11 protein-coding genes, 1 tRNA gene and 1 pseudogene are annotated in these 15997 nt (G+C 44.4%); 8 read left to right on the top strand and 5 right to left on the bottom strand.

The window, feature by feature from the left end; translation table 11 throughout:
• Nucleotides 1–113 precede the first annotated feature (113 nt).
• The 4 genes from ACGF49_RS07310 to ACGF49_RS07295 all read left to right on the top strand — a co-directional run bounded on the left by ACGF49_RS07310 (nt 114) and on the right by ACGF49_RS07295 (nt 4797).
• Nucleotides 114–2093: a type VI secretion system Vgr family protein gene (locus ACGF49_RS07310; protein ID WP_387490339.1), complete on the top strand. Its 1980-nt coding sequence runs from the start codon at nt 114–116 to the stop codon at nt 2091–2093.
• Nucleotides 2090–2860 (top strand): DUF4123 domain-containing protein, encoded by a 771-nt coding sequence (locus ACGF49_RS07305; RefSeq protein ID WP_387490336.1) that lies wholly within the window; start codon nt 2090–2092, stop codon nt 2858–2860. Before ACGF49_RS07310 ends, ACGF49_RS07305 begins: the two co-directional genes overlap by 4 nt.
• Nucleotides 2861–3062: 202 nt before the next feature.
• Nucleotides 3063–3677, top strand: coding sequence for a hypothetical protein (locus ACGF49_RS07300; protein ID WP_191214865.1), 615 nt, complete (start codon nt 3063–3065; stop codon nt 3675–3677).
• Nucleotides 3658–4797, top strand: coding sequence for a Rieske 2Fe-2S domain-containing protein (locus ACGF49_RS07295; protein ID WP_271859396.1), 1140 nt, complete (start codon nt 3658–3660; stop codon nt 4795–4797). Before ACGF49_RS07300 ends, ACGF49_RS07295 begins: the two co-directional genes overlap by 20 nt.
• Here ACGF49_RS07295 and ACGF49_RS07290 read toward each other — a convergent pair.
• The 3 genes and pseudogenes from ACGF49_RS07290 to ACGF49_RS07280 form a co-directional block, all read right to left on the bottom strand.
• Nucleotides 4790–5628, bottom strand: a protein-coding gene (locus ACGF49_RS07290) for an IS5 family transposase (protein ID WP_387490331.1) whose coding sequence is annotated in 2 segments (ribosomal slippage) — nt 4790–5286 and nt 5286–5628 — 840 coding nt in all. Because the reading frame shifts where the segments join, the coding sequence is not laid out codon by codon here. The genes ACGF49_RS07295 and ACGF49_RS07290 overlap by 8 nt on opposite strands.
• A gap of 67 nt (nt 5629–5695) precedes the next feature.
• Nucleotides 5696–6127 (bottom strand): annotated as a pseudogene (locus ACGF49_RS07285) (tyrosine-type recombinase/integrase); the annotation flags it as partial.
• Nucleotides 6128–6291: 164 nt separating this feature from the next.
• Nucleotides 6292–6376, bottom strand: a tRNA-Leu gene (locus tag ACGF49_RS07280).
• 490 nt (nt 6377–6866) lie between these two features.
• On the opposite strand from ACGF49_RS07280, the gene ampH reads away from it, so the two are divergent.
• Nucleotides 6867–8084 (top strand): D-alanyl-D-alanine-carboxypeptidase/endopeptidase AmpH, encoded by a 1218-nt coding sequence (ampH, locus tag ACGF49_RS07275; RefSeq protein WP_113041691.1) that lies wholly within the window; start codon nt 6867–6869, stop codon nt 8082–8084.
• Between the two features lie 210 nt (nt 8085–8294).
• Here ampH and lptG read toward each other — a convergent pair whose 3' ends face one another.
• Entirely contained in the window at nt 8295–9371 is a 1077-nt protein-coding gene (gene lptG / locus ACGF49_RS07270) for an LPS export ABC transporter permease LptG (RefSeq protein WP_113041594.1), read from the bottom strand.
• Complete coding sequence (gene lptF / locus ACGF49_RS07265; protein ID WP_113041595.1) at nt 9371–10471, bottom strand: LPS export ABC transporter permease LptF; 1101 nt, start codon at nt 10469–10471, stop codon at nt 9371–9373. The genes lptG and lptF overlap by 1 nt, the downstream gene beginning before the upstream one ends.
• Nucleotides 10472–10757: 286 nt before the next feature.
• Here lptF and pepA point away from each other — a divergent pair, with 286 nt between their 5' ends.
• The 3 genes from pepA (at nt 10758) to ACGF49_RS07250 (ending at nt 15702) form a co-directional block, all read left to right on the top strand.
• A complete protein-coding gene (pepA, locus tag ACGF49_RS07260; RefSeq protein ID WP_113041596.1) occupies nt 10758–12278 on the top strand; it encodes a leucyl aminopeptidase in 1521 nt (506 codons plus the stop codon).
• A 63-nt stretch (nt 12279–12341) separates the two neighbouring features.
• Nucleotides 12342–12791, top strand: coding sequence for a DNA polymerase III subunit chi (locus ACGF49_RS07255; RefSeq protein ID WP_011148563.1), 450 nt, complete (start codon nt 12342–12344; stop codon nt 12789–12791).
• Nucleotides 12792–12804: 13 nt separating this feature from the next.
• On the top strand, nt 12805–15702 hold the full coding sequence (locus ACGF49_RS07250) for a valine--tRNA ligase (RefSeq protein WP_262977801.1): 2898 nt from the start codon (nt 12805–12807) through the stop codon (nt 15700–15702).
• Nucleotides 15703–15997: the final 295 nt, after the last annotated feature.

Here is a 15997-nt window from a genome sequence, read left to right as displayed (position 1 = left end):
TGTAGGAATTGAAGAAAACTTACCATGACAAATATTAAACAATACTTATCGATCTTATCAGTGATTTTAATCACCCATTTCTTAAACACCAACATCAGAAATAAGGAGTCCATATGAACGATGGATTACACTTTCTTTGTCATATTATCGATTTGCCGGAGAAAACTTTTGCGGTAGCTGAATTTTCTCTAGAAGAGGAATTATCCGAATTATTTACTTTATCCTTAACGCTGGTCAGTAAGCGGGCCGATATTGATCTGGAATCACTGTTATTACAGTCTGTGAAATTCCGGGTGGTTTTCAACGATATTGAGCAACGTCAGGTTAGCGGCATTATCACACAGGCGGTATTAGGTGACTCTCATGCTCACCGCACCATTTATTACCTCACCGTCCAGCCCGCTCTCTGGCGGATGAACTTGAATCAGGACAGCCGGATTTATCATCGGCAAAGCGTGCCGGAAATTCTCACGAGTTTGCTGAAAAAACATTGCATCCTGTTCGATTGCCAATTGGATGAGTTTCATTACACACGGGAGTATGTGACGCAAAAACGGGAGTCCGATTATGCCTTTTTTGCCCGGTTAGTCTCCGAAGAGGGGCTGAATTTCTGGTTTGAAGACGACAAGCTGTTTTTCAGTGACAGCCATTTAGGGATGACAGCCAACTTACCGCTGGTCTACAACCCGCAGATAGAGACGGCCACCGAAATGAATGTGATGAATCAGGTGCGTCTGGGCGTCTCCATGACCCCGGCGCGGGTCATTTATAAGGACTATAATCCCCAGAATCCCGCTTACCGCCTGACACACCGGGCCAATATCGATCCCAGTGTTGAGGGGCAGAAAACCCTGTTTGAGCTTTTTGAAAGCTATGGCCGTTTTCAGAAAGACGCGGAGGCGAAACCGTTTGTTCAGCGCCGTCAACAGGCCGTTGAGAATCAACGTCAGGCCGGTAGCGGGCAAAGCAACTGTTTTAAACTGATGCCCGGTAAAATCTTTGACCTCAGCGAACACCCGGTTGATGCCATGAATACTCGTTGGCAAATCGTGGCGATCCGTCATCACGGCAAGTGTCCGCAGGCACGGCAAGAAGGTAGCGGAGAGTCAGGATCTTATCTGCATAACGAATTCAGTTTTATTTCGGGTTATAACGACTGGCGAACGCTATATCGCTACAAACCGCTGGCGGACGGTGATGAAGTGGCAACCGTGGTCGGCCCGGAAGGGGAAGAGATTTATGTCAATGAAGAGGGGTGTATCCGCATCCATTTTCACTGGGATCGTTATGATAAAGCCAATGAAAACGCCTCCTGTTGGGTACGGTTCGCCCAAGGTTGGAATGGCAGCGGTTACGGTTTTATGGCGGTTCCCCGTATCGGTCAGGAGGTGATTGTCTCCTATCTGAACGGCGATATTGATCGTCCGATTGTCACCGGTTGCACCTACAACGGTTTAAACCGGCCCCCGTTAAATTTACCCGCTGAAAAGACCCGCACGACATTTAAGACCCAGACCCATAAAGGGGAAGGTTTTAATGAATTGCGCTTTGAAGATGAGAAAGACCGGGAGGAGATTTACCTGCACGGGCAGAAAGATCTGACCGCCCATATTCAACACGACGCTTATTGGCATATTAAACATGACCATAAACAGCGGATCGATAATAACCGCTATAGCGAAATTTCAGTGGATGATCATCAACATGTCAGGGGATCGGGGAAATACAGCACCGATGGAGATGTTTCACACCGTATCTCAGGCAGTCAACATTTACAGACCGGCGATGCGTTGGTGGCTGAAAGCGGTCAGGAAACACACCTGAAAAGCGGCGGTAAAATGGTGTTGGAAGCGGCGTCAGAAATTACTTTAAAAGTCGGTGGTCATTTTATACGGATAACCCCCGGCGGTATTCTAACCTCCCCGAATTTATCAGTCGGGCAAGGTTCTGCCGGTACTGGCCGTGGGTTGTCTCTGCAACTGCCGGAAGGGGTTGCGCCTCTGCCGGGGGTTAAATTCCCTACCAAACCGTTTTGTGCTGTGCTGGCTCAACAGGAAACAAATTGGGTTATTGATAATCCGGAGGATAAATGAACAAGTCAATAAATTGGCAACAGTGGCTGAGTATCCCTAACAAACCATCGGTTTTCTTTATGCTCAATTCACTCGCGGAACCTAACCCGGCTGCGCTCTTTTATCGCAACGACTGGGTAGAGCAGGCTTTCCCGCTATACAGCAATACACCGTTGGATCACATGCTGGCGCAAAGTCCCTGGCTGGTTCAGCCCAAGTCAGGCTGTCTGTCAACGATAGCTCATTGGCTTGATAGCCAAACTCTGAGCGATAACAGTTGGGGTTGGGCTTACCGCAGTGATCAGTCATGGATACAGCAGCTTAATCATTGGCGTTCACGCCAGCAGGTGATTTTTCGCAGTATGGACCCGCGTATCCTCAGTCTGTTATTACCGGCAATGATAGTCAGCGATTGGTCAGCATTTTTGACACCGGTGAGTGAGCTGATGATCGATATGCCAGAACCGCAGATTTATTATCGGCCTGAAAATTGCGGCCAAGGTGGCAGTGAATTACCCTTTATTCTGGGTAGTCATTTATTGCATGCCTGGCACCATTCCGATTACGCCCTGCAAGGGATAGCATTTGCGATCAGTGATAATTGCTGGGAAAACCACGGTAAATTGGCTGAGAAACTGGATAAGCCAGAGGGACAATTAGTGGAACAAATTATCAATTGGTTAAAATACCGTTTAGCAAACGGGGATAATATCAGCAAACTTACCTGTGTAGATTACTTACAAACACTGACTGACGACTCCCCTTCCCAAAGGTTTATTGAAAGCTGAGAGTTAATATCCTCCCCTGTATGAACGCATCTCAGTTTACAAGGCTTTTGTTGTTCTGATATCGACGAGTAGTTGCAGCTCTGTATCCGGACATGGGCTCCCACGTATGGGCAAAAGAAATGTCTCTGGTTGAGGTCATGACTGCGCCCGTACATTCGGCTTCTTTTTTGCAGATTTTTCCCTGCATAGCCATGATGGATATTTGCGCACCTGCTCCTTAGTAAATCGTGGACTATTAAAAAAAACACAAGCAAAGAAAAGATTTCTCGATTGTTTCCAAGTTTGGTCTGACCATTTTCAGAAAATGGTGTTAACTCGTGCTGCAACATTACATAACGATGCTTTCGAAGAACTTACAATGTCCCATCTAGAAGAAGAACTCGGACATAATCGTGATATCAAAAATAACCGTATAGATTTTGAACCTGTATTTGATCCAGTTCTTGAAGCAGCAAGCTCATGGTTCGCTTATAAAATGACAACAGCAACTGAATTAGAAAAAGTTGTTTTAGTTCATTTGGTGGTTGAAGCCTCAGCTACTTTCTTCTACAAACATATTAAACCTGTAATGGATGATACTACTCCTAAAGCTCACTTTGACGTTCATAGTATTCTAGATGATGAACATGTACGTATGGGCTATGAATTCATATCTAACTACAATATTGAAGATGGAAAGCCTTTATTTGAGATCCAAAATAAAGGCTGGGCTATGTTAATGACAGTCATGTCACGTATCGCTGATTTAACAGTATACGAAAGTAGTGCAACAGGAGACGAATCCCAGGAGTTGGTTAATGAATCTTCAATGGGCTAAAGAAGGCACCCGAAGGGTGCCCTCCAAAATTTATACATGCAGCCAGATATATGAACAAGAAATTAAAAATATTTTTCTGGGAAACTCATGGAATTATGTTGGGCTTTCTTTAGAAGTTGAAAATCTTGGTGACTATATACAAACATTTGTGGGAAATGTTCCTGTCATTTTAATCCGTGATAGAAAAGGAATATTACGTGTATTTGTAAACCGCTGTCCCCACAGAGGAGCAAAGATTTGCCATAACCCTCAAGGTAATACTAAGCTACTTGTATGTCCTTATCATGAATGGGCATTTAGTTTAGAGGGTAACTTAGTTGGGATGCCTTTTAGAAAAGGTATTAATGGAAAAGGTGGAATGTCTGAATTTTTCCATCCTGAAGAACATGGTTTGCAAGCTCTTAATGTGACTGAGAGACATGGTGTTGTATTTGCTAGTTTCTCATATGATATTGAACCATTTGAAACATATTTAGATCCTGTCATGCTTTCATACTTTGATCGTGTTTGTGATGGCAGGAAACTAAAAGTTGTTGGGAAAATGCAGCATAGAGTTAACTGTAATTGGAAACTTCAAATTGAAAATGTAAAAGATCCATTTCATGCAGCACTTCTGCATTCATTTTTTAAAAACTTCGGTATTTGGCGTTCAGATCAAAAAACTAGTGTAAAAGTTTGTTCTTCTGGCAAAAGCAGTGTATTAGTGTCAACAGCATCTTTCACCAAAGCTGAAATTAAAAAAAATGCAGAGACAAAAACAGAGTTATCACTTTTAGATCCGAGAATCATCGAACATCAGCGTGAATATGACCACGGTACAGGCGCAATTATGACTGTTTTTCCAAATCTCATCCTGCTGCAACAACTTAATTGCTTAGCTATGCGTCATGTTATCCCTGATGGTACAGATCGTTGTATTAAAATTTGGACTTTTTTTGGCTATGAAAATGAATCTGAGGAGTTGACGAAACGGAGATTATTTCAGGCAAACCTACTCGGTCCTTCAGGATTGGTTACCATAGATGATAACGAGATTTTGGCTGTAACCCAAGAAGGAGCTAAAAGCATGCCAGACTCCGAAATCATTTTAGAAGCTAGGTTGTGTCCCTCAATTAAATAATGACCTTAAGAAATAAGCGGATACAACCTAATTTCACCATAGCGATATAATTTCTTGCTGTCTTTTCATAACGGGTGGCGATGCGACGATGCTCTTTGAGTCGACCAAAACATCTTTCTACAACATTTCTTCTTCGGTACGTTTTATGGTCGAATTTAACCCGTCCATCTGACCGCGCTTTTTCGTTTGATCTATAGGGAATTATCACTTTTATTCCCTGACTTTTTAACCGGTTACGTAATGCATGGCTGGAGTAACCTTTATCAGCAATCACCGCTTTTGAACGACGTTTCATAAAACCATTTTTACGCTGAATACCCAGACCATCCAGCAGGCGTACTGCATATTGACTTTCGTGACATTGACCTGCACTGAGTACTACATTCAGTGGATGGCCTTTTCCATCGACAGCCAGATGGATTTTGGAACCATAACCGCCCTGAGAGCGACCCAGGCCATGGTCTGCGATGACATCGGGATGTTTTTTTGGGCGCCAGCCGCACAATGTGCCGCACGAATGTTACTGCCATCCAGTGATATGGCTGACCAATCAACCAAATCTTGTTCATCCAGTATTGACAATAACTTATTGAAAATAAGATTAATGATCCCTGATTTTGACCACCGATTAAAGCGGTTATAGACGGTTTTCCAGGAACCATAACGTTCGGGTAAATCCCGCCAAGGGGCACCGGAACAGAGTACCCAAAACATGCCGTTGATAACCCGGCGGTGTTCAACATAAGGATGTCCCGGCCGTTGAGAATGTTCAGGGGGCAATAAGGGGAGCAGTAACTCCCATGCTTCATCAGGAAGGTCGTAACGAGCCATAACAGGTTTTTTCCGAAAGTCAGAGCCAGGGGATTATTCTATCTCAATCTATTGCGGGACACAGCCTAGTCTTTAACTGACGGATATCAATTTTACCAATATGAGGAAAGATGTATTGTTCAAGGCTGCGCAGTACACGCGCCCGGTTATAGTCACCCCACCGCTTATTACTGGAGTGCCATTTCCTAGCAATAGTTTCAAAATTGAATTCGCCTGATGCCTCAGCTTGTGTCTTTTTCTGTGTTGCTTTGGGATCTATACCACTAGCTATCAGTTTTTTAGCCTCATCACGTTTAGCTCTGGCATCAGCAAGAGAAATTACCGGGTAAACCCCAAATGCTAACCTGTCTTCTTTTTTATCAGTAGGTCGGCGGTATTTCATACGCCAGTATTTTGAACCTCTCGGAGTAATTTCCAGATACAACCCGCCACCATCAGCGAGTTTATAGGCTTTATCTTTTGGCTTTGCTGCCTCTATTTGCCTGGCATTGAGTTTCATGTTGGGGGCACATTATTAATCGAATCGGAAGATGCCCCCAATTATGCCCCCACAGATATGTGGATTGCAACGGACGATAATAGACCTTGATAGACTATTTTATTTGATTTATAAGGAGTTTTCTTGGATAAGTGGACTTTGGTGAACTGCTGTGAACATAGTCATGGTGCCGAAGGCCGGACTCGAACCGGCACACCCGAAGGCGGTTGATTTTGAATCAACTGCGTCTACCGATTTCGCCACTTCGGCACTGAAGTAGTATGCGGAAAACGAGGGCTATTATACCTGTCAGCGATCTGTTAGCAACTGTTATCCTTCTAACTTTGGTTTAAGTGTTGAAAAAAAGATCAAACCCATCTTTCAACACACATGCGCGTTCAATTACTGAACATCAAAACCCTAAATAAGTACACCTAGCAATATCTTTTCCACCTGAAATAGCACCTTCTCTACAATACCAGAGCAAAAACAACTCCTCTTGAGACGTTTTTTGCGACCATAGTTAGCTGAACCACCTGACGCTGATAGACAACCTATAATCACCTTATATAATCTCAGCATGATAATTCGCTATGAGGTAAATGGTTATGACGATTATTAGCTGGATTGGCGCCGGGATCTTTTTAGGCATTGTCATTGGTGCGTTGATGGCATTGTTTAAAAAGAATAAATAGCCGCTTTTGCTATCTTTATCCTGTTTGTGAATTCACTGGAAATATGCCTGATTGGTCAATTCAAAATGAATAAACAGTTTTTTAAGATCTTCTCTGTTTCTGCGATAGCGTTGGCTCTTACAGCCTGCTCTTCTTCAAACAAAATATATTCGGCAAAGTTTCTGCAACCCAAGAAACAACCATTGAAATGGGAAGTGTTCGAAGGAAATGCGAGAACTAAAAAGCTGGCTTCACAGTTGGTTGATCAGTATGCACAGGATATTTTCAACAGCAGCAATGCGCAAGGCATGGCGATGGTGGTGATTGATAATAATCAGACGGTTTACCGCAGTTTCGGTGAAACTCGTCCGGGAAACGGCATCCGTCCAAAGCCCGATTCAATCATCCGTATTGCCTCACTGACTAAGCTGATGACCAGTGAGGTTATGATCAAGCTCGAAGAGGATGAGGTTCTGCGTTCCACCGATCCATTGCAGGACTATAGCTATTATGGCGTGAAAGTACCCCAATACAGCCCTCTTCAACCTATCCGGTTGTTCCACCTGGCAAGCCATACCAGTGGCTTACCTCGTGAGCAGCCGGGAGGTAAATGGGGGCGCCCTGTTTTTGTCTGGCCTACACAAACCAATCGCTGGGCTTGGTTAAAAACAGCTCAATTAGATTCCGTACCAGGCACAACAGCATCTTATTCCAATTTGGCTTACGATTTATTGGCAGATGCACTCTCTAAGGCTACGGGTAAGCCATATACCCGTTTGTTACACGATAAGATCACCGGCCCTTATTACATGAAAGACACCACACTGACGCCAAGCCGTTCTCAGTGTGCTCGTTTGATGGAAAGTTATAAGCCAAGTCCATGCCTTAATGCGATTGCTGCGGCAGGCAGTGGGGGAATTTATTCAACGCCAAAAGATATGCAGCGTTGGATGCAGCAGTTTTTATCATCAGACAGTCAGTTACGTAAACAGACCGCAAGCCGTGAACAAGGTATTTATTTTAAGCGTTCCGCTCTAGCTTCAATTAAAGGGATGGATGTTGCCGGTCAGGCCGATGGCGTTGGCCTTGGTTGGGTTTATATGAACGGCCGTGGTGATATACCGGGTATTTATCAGAAAACCGGCGGCGGCGGTGGGTTCAATACGTATATGGCAATGATCCCTGAACAAAATATCGGAGTGTTTGTGGTGATCACTCGTAAACAACGTAGCCAGTTCAGTAGCGTAACAACGGGGGTTAATCAACTGGTAACTGCATTGTCGAGGAATCACCATCAAGCTTGAGCCTTTTACATCTTAAAATCGAGATGCTCAGGATAGGGTTTCTTAGCCAAAAACCCTATCCCTATATACCCGTCATCTTTCAAGTTGCCTCTGTGTTGGCTGCTCTCGCTCACCCCGGTCACATCGTTATCTATGCTCCCGGGGATTCACTCCCTTGCCGTCGCGATGCATCTTGAAATCCATAGGATATAGTTCCTCGATTTCTAAAAACTACTGTCTCTTAAGGAGTAAATAAATACTCACAGTAAGGAACAATAGGCTTGGTAACAGTGCCGCCAAAACCGCTGGCACGCTGTACACCAAGCTCAGTGGACCAAAGATCTCATTAAGTACATAAAATAGGAAGCCAAAGCTAATCCCTGTCACCATCCTCACTCCCATCGGCACACTACGCAGTGGTCCGAAGATAAAAGAGAGTGCCATCAACATCATTACTGCAACTGAAAGCGGCGCAAATATTTTTTTCCACATATTCAGTTGATAACGGCCTGATTCCTGTTCACTCTGCTTAAGGTACTTGATGTACTGATATAAGCCACTGATGGAAAGCGCTTCAGGCTCAAGTGCTACCACATTCAACTGTTCTGGCGTCAGGAGAATTTTCCAGTCAGCAGAAATACGTTGTGATCCGGTGATTTTTTTGCTGTCTGTCAGATCAGATTCTTCCACCTGAGAAAGCTTCCACAGGTCGTTATCCTTATCATAAACCGCACTGGCTGCATACTTTACAGAGAGTAGTTTTTTATCATCACTAAAATGATAGATGTTGACGCCTTTAATCTCGGTATCACTCACAATCCGCTGGATGTAGATAAAATCGTCCCCATCTATCGTCCACATACCTTTATTTGTTGAAACCAGAGAACCACCAAGCATCTTCTGAGCCCGGTAATTACGCGCCATCTGTTCACCTTGTGGCGCAACCCACTCTCCGATAACCATAGTCAGGATCACCAACGGAATAGCCGTTTTCATCACTGAGCCAGCAATCTGCATACGGGTAAATCCAGAAGCTTGCATAACCACCAACTCACTACGGGTTGCCAGCGTACCAAGCCCCAGTAAGGCGCCAAGCAAAGCTGCCATCGGGAAGAATATCTGAATATCTTTCGGCACACTTAACAAAACATAAAGACCAGCAGAAATAGTAGTATATTCCCCCTGTCCCACTTTTCTTAACTGCTCAACAAACTTAATAATACCGGAGAGTGATACCAGCATAAACAGCGTCATCAGAATAGTCTGTAGAATAGTCCGACCGATATAACGATCCAATACACCAAACATCAGGCTACTCCTCTGCCGTTGAAACGAGCCCGGACCCTACGCACCGGCAACGTATCCCAAATATTGAGAACCAGCGCCAACATCAGATAAGTCCCATTAGTCAGCCACATCCAAATCATCGGGTCCAATTTGCCTTTACTACCGTTAGAACGCAGAGAGCTTTGCAATAAGAAGAAAATCAGATAAAGCAACATTGCGGGCAACATGCTTAACACTCGCCCTTGACGTGGGTTCACCACACTTAACGGTACTACCATCATAGCCATAATTAGTACCGAGAGCACCAAAGTCAAACGCCAATGGAACTCAGCGCGGGAGTCCTTATCATTATCCTGCCATAACTGGATAATAGACTTCTGTTCAACTTTATTATTATCTACGATTGAAGTCTGATGCCCGATAATCGCTTGATAATCACGGAACTCAGTGATCCTAAAATCACGCAGCATTGCAGTGCCTTCGTAACGCGTACCATAATTAAGGACGACCACCTGTTTGCCATCAGGTCGCTCCACCATATGCCCGCCATTAGAGATCACCACGGAAGGACGCTGGTTATCAACGGGGCGAAGTTGGGCAAGGAATACGTTTTCAAATTTATTGCCGTGCACGTTGCCAATATAGAGCACCAGATTACCATCCTCGGAAGGTTTGAACCTCCCTTCCATGATCGCTGCCAAGCTTGGGTTAGCTTTAGCATCAGCCACCACCTGTTCTTGATATTTCGAGGACCACGGCATGACCCAAATGACATTCACTGCCGCTAGCGCGGAAGTTAACAACGCCAGAATAAGCGCCGAAACCACCAGCACACGCTTGCCCAAACCACACGCATGCATAACAGTAATTTCACTTTCAGTATAGAGTTTACTGAAAGTCATCAATACCCCAAGAAACAGACTCAGGGGCAAAATCAACTGCGCCATTTCAGGCACACCTAATCCTAACAAGGATAAAACTAAATTTGCCGGGACGTTTCCTTCCACTGCGGCACCCAAAATTTCAACTAATCTCTGACAGAAAAAGATCAGTAAAAGGATAAAGAGTATCGCAACTTGGCTTTTCAGGGTTTCCCGTACCAGATATCTAATGATGATCACGCTTATTACGCCTGTGAAAACTTGTCTTTTTGCAGGAAAATCGCTAACTTCATTGTATATATACCATTTATTATGTGCATCAGTTTGGCTTCCTCACTGCTAAAATGATATCGAAGCATTCCATATTTAGGTTCCCAGTCAGAACATACTTATATAGTTAGCTAAATAATAACAAACAGTGCGTTTAGCTTAACATAAATAGTTAATTTTCTATGGGGTAGATTAATGCGAAACGCTATATTTTAGCGATAGCATCCGTCTTTGTCTTTAAGATTCAGGAGAACGCATGGAGTTTAGTGTAAAAAGCGGTAGCCCGGAAAAACAACGTAGTGCATGTATCATTGTCGGCGTTTTCGAACCTCGCCGCCTTTCCTCTATCGCTGAACAACTTGATAAAATAAGTGACGGTTACATCAGTGCATTGCTGCGCCGCGGTGAACTAGAAGGCAAAGTTGGTCAATCACTGTTGCTGCATCATGTTCCCAATGTGTTATCTGAACGTATTCTGCTTATCGGCTGTGGTAAAGAGCGCGAATTGGATGAACGCCAGTATAAACAGATTATTCAGAAAACTATCAATACTCTCAATGAAACGGGGTCAATGGAAGCTGTTTGCTTCTTAACAGAATTGCATGTCAAAGGCCGCAATAATTATTGGAAAGTGCGCCAAGCGGTAGAAACAGCAAAAGAATCTCTCTATGTTTTCAACCAGCTAAAAAGTAATAAAAATGAGTTGCGCCGCCCACTGCGTAAAATGGTTTTCAATGTTCCGACCCGTCGGGAGCTAACCAGTGGTGAACGTGCCATCCAACACGGCCTTGCTATTGCTGCCGGTATCAAAGCGGCCAAAGATCTTGGTAATATGCCACCCAATATCTGTAATGCCGCTTATCTGGCTTCTCAGGCACGCCAGCTCGCAGATTCGGCCAATAGCCATATTACAACAAAAGTGATTGGTGAAGAGCAGATGAAAGAGCTAGGCATGAATGCCTACCTGGCTGTCGGTCAGGGTTCTCAGAATGAATCTCTGATGTCAGTCATGGAATATAAAGGCAGTCCTGATAAAAATGCCAAACCCATCATCTTGGTTGGAAAGGGGCTGACTTTTGACTCAGGCGGTATTTCAATCAAATCTGCGGGTGGCATGGATGAGATGAAATACGATATGTGTGGGGCTGCAACAGTTTATGGCGTGATGCGTGTGGTTTCTGAGCTACAATTACCGCTCAATGTCATCGGTGTCATAGCAGGCTGTGAGAATATGCCAGGAGGGCGCGCTTACCGGCCTGGAGATATTTTGACTACCCTATCCGGCCAGACTGTCGAAGTGCTCAATACCGATGCCGAAGGCCGTCTGGTTCTGTGCGATGCGTTAACTTACGTTGAACGTTTTGATCCAGAATTGGTCATTGATATCGCTACACTGACCGGTGCTTGCATAACAGCTCTTGGTAATCATTACAGTGGATTGCTATCCAACCATAATCCCCTGGCCCATGAGTTACTCAATGCTTCAGAACAATCCGGTGATCGCGCATGGCGCCTACCAATGACCGATGAATTTTTTGAGCAAATCGATTCTAATTTCGCTGATCTGGCAAATACCGGTGGCAGTGGGGGTGGCGCGATTACCGCCGCCTGTTTCCTGTCCCGCTTCGCAACAAAATATCACTGGGCACATCTGGATATCGCGGGTACGGCCTGGCGTTCAGGTAAAGCAAAAGGTGCAACAGGTCGCCCGGTTGCACTACTGTCACAATTCCTATTAAATCGGGCAGGAAGTACCGGTATCAATAACGACGATTGATTTGATTCCTCTCTTAGTTTAAAAGGGCATTTGACAATGCCCTTTCTCCGTAACAGAGACATTATGAAAAGTGCCACGTTTTATTTACTGGAACAGCCATCACCTCAAGCAGATTTGCAAGCGCACGAATGGCTGGCATGCCAGTTTGCGGCTGACCAATGGCGAGCAGGAAAACGGGTGCTAATTGCCTGTGAAAATCAGCAACAGGCAGAAAAGTTAGATGAAGCCTTATGGCAACGGGAGCCTCATCAGTTCGTCCCACATAATCTTGCGGGTGAAGGGCCAAGATATGGCGCACCAGTTGAGTTATGTTGGCCGCAAAAACGGGGAAATGCTCCCCGTGATATCCTAATAAATCTGTTGCCGCAATTTGCAGACTTTGCCACCGCTTTCCATGAAGTGATAGACTTCGTTCCTATAGATGAAAATTTGAAACAGTTGGCGCGTGAACGATATAAATCATATCGCAGCGTCGGCTTTAATTTGACCATGGCAACGCCGCCAACATACTAAGTATCAAGATAAAATGGAAAAAACACCCGCAATTCAAACGCAAGCCGAGCCATCTCTCGATAAAACGTACAATCCTAAAGAAATTGAGCAGCCTCTCTATAACCATTGGGAGAAAAGTGGTTACTTCAAGCCTAACGGCGATACCCGCCGTGAGAGTTTCTGTATTGTTATCCCGCCACCAAACGTGACCGGCAGCCTGCATATGGGCCATGCGTTTCAGCAAACCATTATGGATACCATGATCCGTTATCAACGAATGCAGGGTAAAAATACTTTATGGCAGTCCGGTACTGACCACGCAGGTATTGCTACTCAAATGGTGGTTGAGCGCAAGATCGCAGCAGAAGAAGGCAAAACCCGTCACGATTATGGCCGTGATGCATTTATCGATAAGATTTGGCAGTGGAAAGCAGAATCCGGCGGCACGATTACCAATCAGATGCGTCGTCTGGGCAACTCCGTTGACTGGGAGCGCGAGCGTTTCACTATGGATGAAGGTCTATCCAACGCCGTAAAAGAAGCCTTTGTCCGTTTGTATCGAGAAAATCTCATTTATCGCGGTAAACGTTTGGTTAACTGGGACCCGAAATTGCACACTGCAATTTCCGATCTGGAAGTTGAGAACCGTGAAGTTAAGGGTTCTATGTGGCATCTACGTTATCCATTGGCCGATGGTGTCACAACCGCAGAAGGGAAAGATTACCTGATCGTTGCAACTACCCGGCCTGAAACTATGCTAGGCGATACCGGCGTAGCAGTTAACCCAGAAGATCCGCGCTATAAAGATTTAATCGGCAAAGAAATTATTCTGCCATTAATTAACCGTCGCATTCCTATTATCGGTGATGAACATGCGGATATGGAAAAAGGTACCGGTTGCGTAAAAATTACGCCTGCCCATGACTTCAATGACTATGAAGTCGGTAAGCGCCATGCCCTGCCGATGATCAATATCATGACTCTTGATGGCAACATCCGCCATAAAGCAGAAGTTTTCGATACTCATGGCGAGATTTCTGACACTTACAGCTCTGATATTCCGGCTGAATATCAAGGCATAGAGCGTTTTGCTGCCCGTAAAGCTATCGTGGCAGAGTTCGAAAGACTGGGCCTGCTGGTTGAAATTAAAGCTCATGATCTAACCGTTCCTTATGGCGATCGCGGCGGTGTGGTTATTGAACCTATGCTGACTGATCAATGGTATGTCCGTACTGCGCCTCTGGCGAAAGTGGCTATCGAAGCCGTTGAAAATGGTGATATCCAGTTTGTGCCTAAGCAATATGAAAATATGTATTACTCCTGGATGCGCGATATTCAGGATTGGTGTATCTCTCGCCAATTATGGTGGGGCCACCGCATCCCGGCATGGTATGACGCCAACGGTAATGTCTATGTTGGCCGCAGTGAAGAAGAAGTGCGTCGTGAAAATAATCTGGGCTCAGATATCTCTTTAAACCAAGATGAAGATGTACTGGATACCTGGTTCTCTTCCGGTTTATGGACTTTCTCTACCCTTGGTTGGCCTGAACAAACTGACGCGCTGAAAACTTTCCACCCAACCGATGTGTTGGTGAGTGGCTTTGATATCATCTTTTTCTGGATTGCCCGCATGATCATGATGACCATGCATTTCATCAAAGATGAAAATGGCAAACCTCAGGTTCCCTTTAAGACTGTTTACATGACCGGTCTTATCCGGGATGAAGAAGGTCAGAAGATGTCCAAATCCAAAGGAAATGTTATTGACCCACTGGATATGGTTGACGGTATTTCTCTGGAAGAACTGCTGGAAAAACGCACCGGCAATATGATGCAGCCCCAGTTGGCTGAAAAAATCCGCAAACGTACCGAAAAACAGTTCCCGGCAGGTATTGAAACGCATGGTACCGATGCCCTGCGCTTTACGTTAGCAGCGCTGGCCTCAACAGGTCGTGATATCAACTGGGATATGAAACGCCTGCAAGGTTACCGTAATTTCTGCAACAAATTATGGAACGCTAGCCGCTTTGTTCTGATGAATACAGAAGGTCAGGATTGCGGCCAACATGGCGGCGAAATGGCGCTATCGTTGGCTGATCGTTGGATTCTGGCTGAATTTAACCAGACAGTAAAAGCCTACCGTGAAGCACTAGACACATATCGTTTCGATATGGCGGCCAATATTCTTTATGAATTCACTTGGAACCAGTTCTGTGACTGGTATCTGGAGCTCTCTAAACCGGCAATTAACAAAGGTTCAGAAGCAGAAGTTCGTGGTGCCCGTCATACGCTGATTGAAGTTCTGGAAGGATTACTGCGCTTGGCTCACCCGATTATTCCATTTATCACCGAAACCATCTGGCAGCGAGTGAAAATGGTGAAGGGAATTGAGGCAGATACCATTATGCTGCAACCGTTCCCAGAATTTGCTCAAGAAAAAACTGATGAACTGGCACTGACCGATCTGGAATGGATTAAGGAAGCGATTATTGCAGTACGTAATATCCGTGCTGAAATGAATATCGCACCGGGTAAGCCACTGGAAGTTCTGCTGCGTAATGCCGATGCTGGCGCACAACGCCGTGTAGCAGAAAATCTGAATTTTATTCAGGCAATGGGCCGCTTATCTTCTGTGACTCTTCTGTCTACGGGTGAAGAAGCACCGATTTCTGTCACTAAATTGATTAATGGTGCAGAAGTATTAATCCCAATGGCTGGCTTAGTCGATAAAGAAGCTGAACTAAGCCGCTTAAATAAAGAGATTGAGAAGCTGGATAAAGAGATTGGCACCATTGAAAGTAAGCTGTCAAATGAAGGCTTCGTTAGCCGTGCGCCCGAAGCCGTTGTAGCCAAAGAGCGTGAACGTCTGGCAAGCTGCAATACATCCAAAGAGAAGCTGCTGGCTCAGAAAGAAACAATTGCCGCGTTGTAATATCTTCAAAAAGTAAATTCTCACCAAAGCCACTGACAATGAATTGCAGTGGCTTTTTAATTTAAATAGTAAACGATAAAATTAATAATAAAATATAAATTCAACTCATTCTATATAAACATCATCAAAAATATTGAAAATAACAACACCTACCTCCTTAATATAAGTGAATATTTATTTTATTCATTTTTAAATTTACATATCTTAAATGACAATATGATATAATTTTATTTTATATATAAATCATTATATTTAGCATATTATACAGAGAGTAAAATCATATAAACACATTATT

The organism is Photorhabdus sp. RM96S (assembly GCF_042879335.1).
GTDB lineage: Bacteria > Pseudomonadota > Gammaproteobacteria > Enterobacterales > Enterobacteriaceae > Photorhabdus > Photorhabdus kayaii.
Note: the sequence above shows the minus strand (reverse complement) of the source record. Positions and strands in the feature narration are given on the sequence as shown.

What these genes read in the sequence shown, in the direction of transcription:
- ACGF49_RS07310 (WP_387490339.1), top strand. Translation starts at nt 114, where the DNA reads ATGAACGATGGATTACACTTTCTTTGTCATATTATCGATTTGCCGGAG.
- ACGF49_RS07305 (WP_387490336.1), top strand. Translation starts at nt 2,090, where the DNA reads ATGAACAAGTCAATAAATTGGCAACAGTGGCTGAGTATCCCTAACAAA.
- ACGF49_RS07295 (WP_271859396.1), top strand. Translation starts at nt 3,658, where the DNA reads ATGAATCTTCAATGGGCTAAAGAAGGCACCCGAAGGGTGCCCTCCAAA.
- ampH (WP_113041691.1), top strand. Translation starts at nt 6,867, where the DNA reads ATGAATAAACAGTTTTTTAAGATCTTCTCTGTTTCTGCGATAGCGTTG.
- lptG (WP_113041594.1), bottom strand. Translation starts at nt 9,371, where the DNA reads ATGTTTGGTGTATTGGATCGTTATATCGGTCGGACTATTCTACAGACT.
- pepA (WP_113041596.1), top strand. Translation starts at nt 10,758, where the DNA reads ATGGAGTTTAGTGTAAAAAGCGGTAGCCCGGAAAAACAACGTAGTGCA.
- ACGF49_RS07255 (WP_011148563.1), top strand. Translation starts at nt 12,342, where the DNA reads ATGAAAAGTGCCACGTTTTATTTACTGGAACAGCCATCACCTCAAGCA.
- ACGF49_RS07250 (WP_262977801.1), top strand. Translation starts at nt 12,805, where the DNA reads ATGGAAAAAACACCCGCAATTCAAACGCAAGCCGAGCCATCTCTCGAT.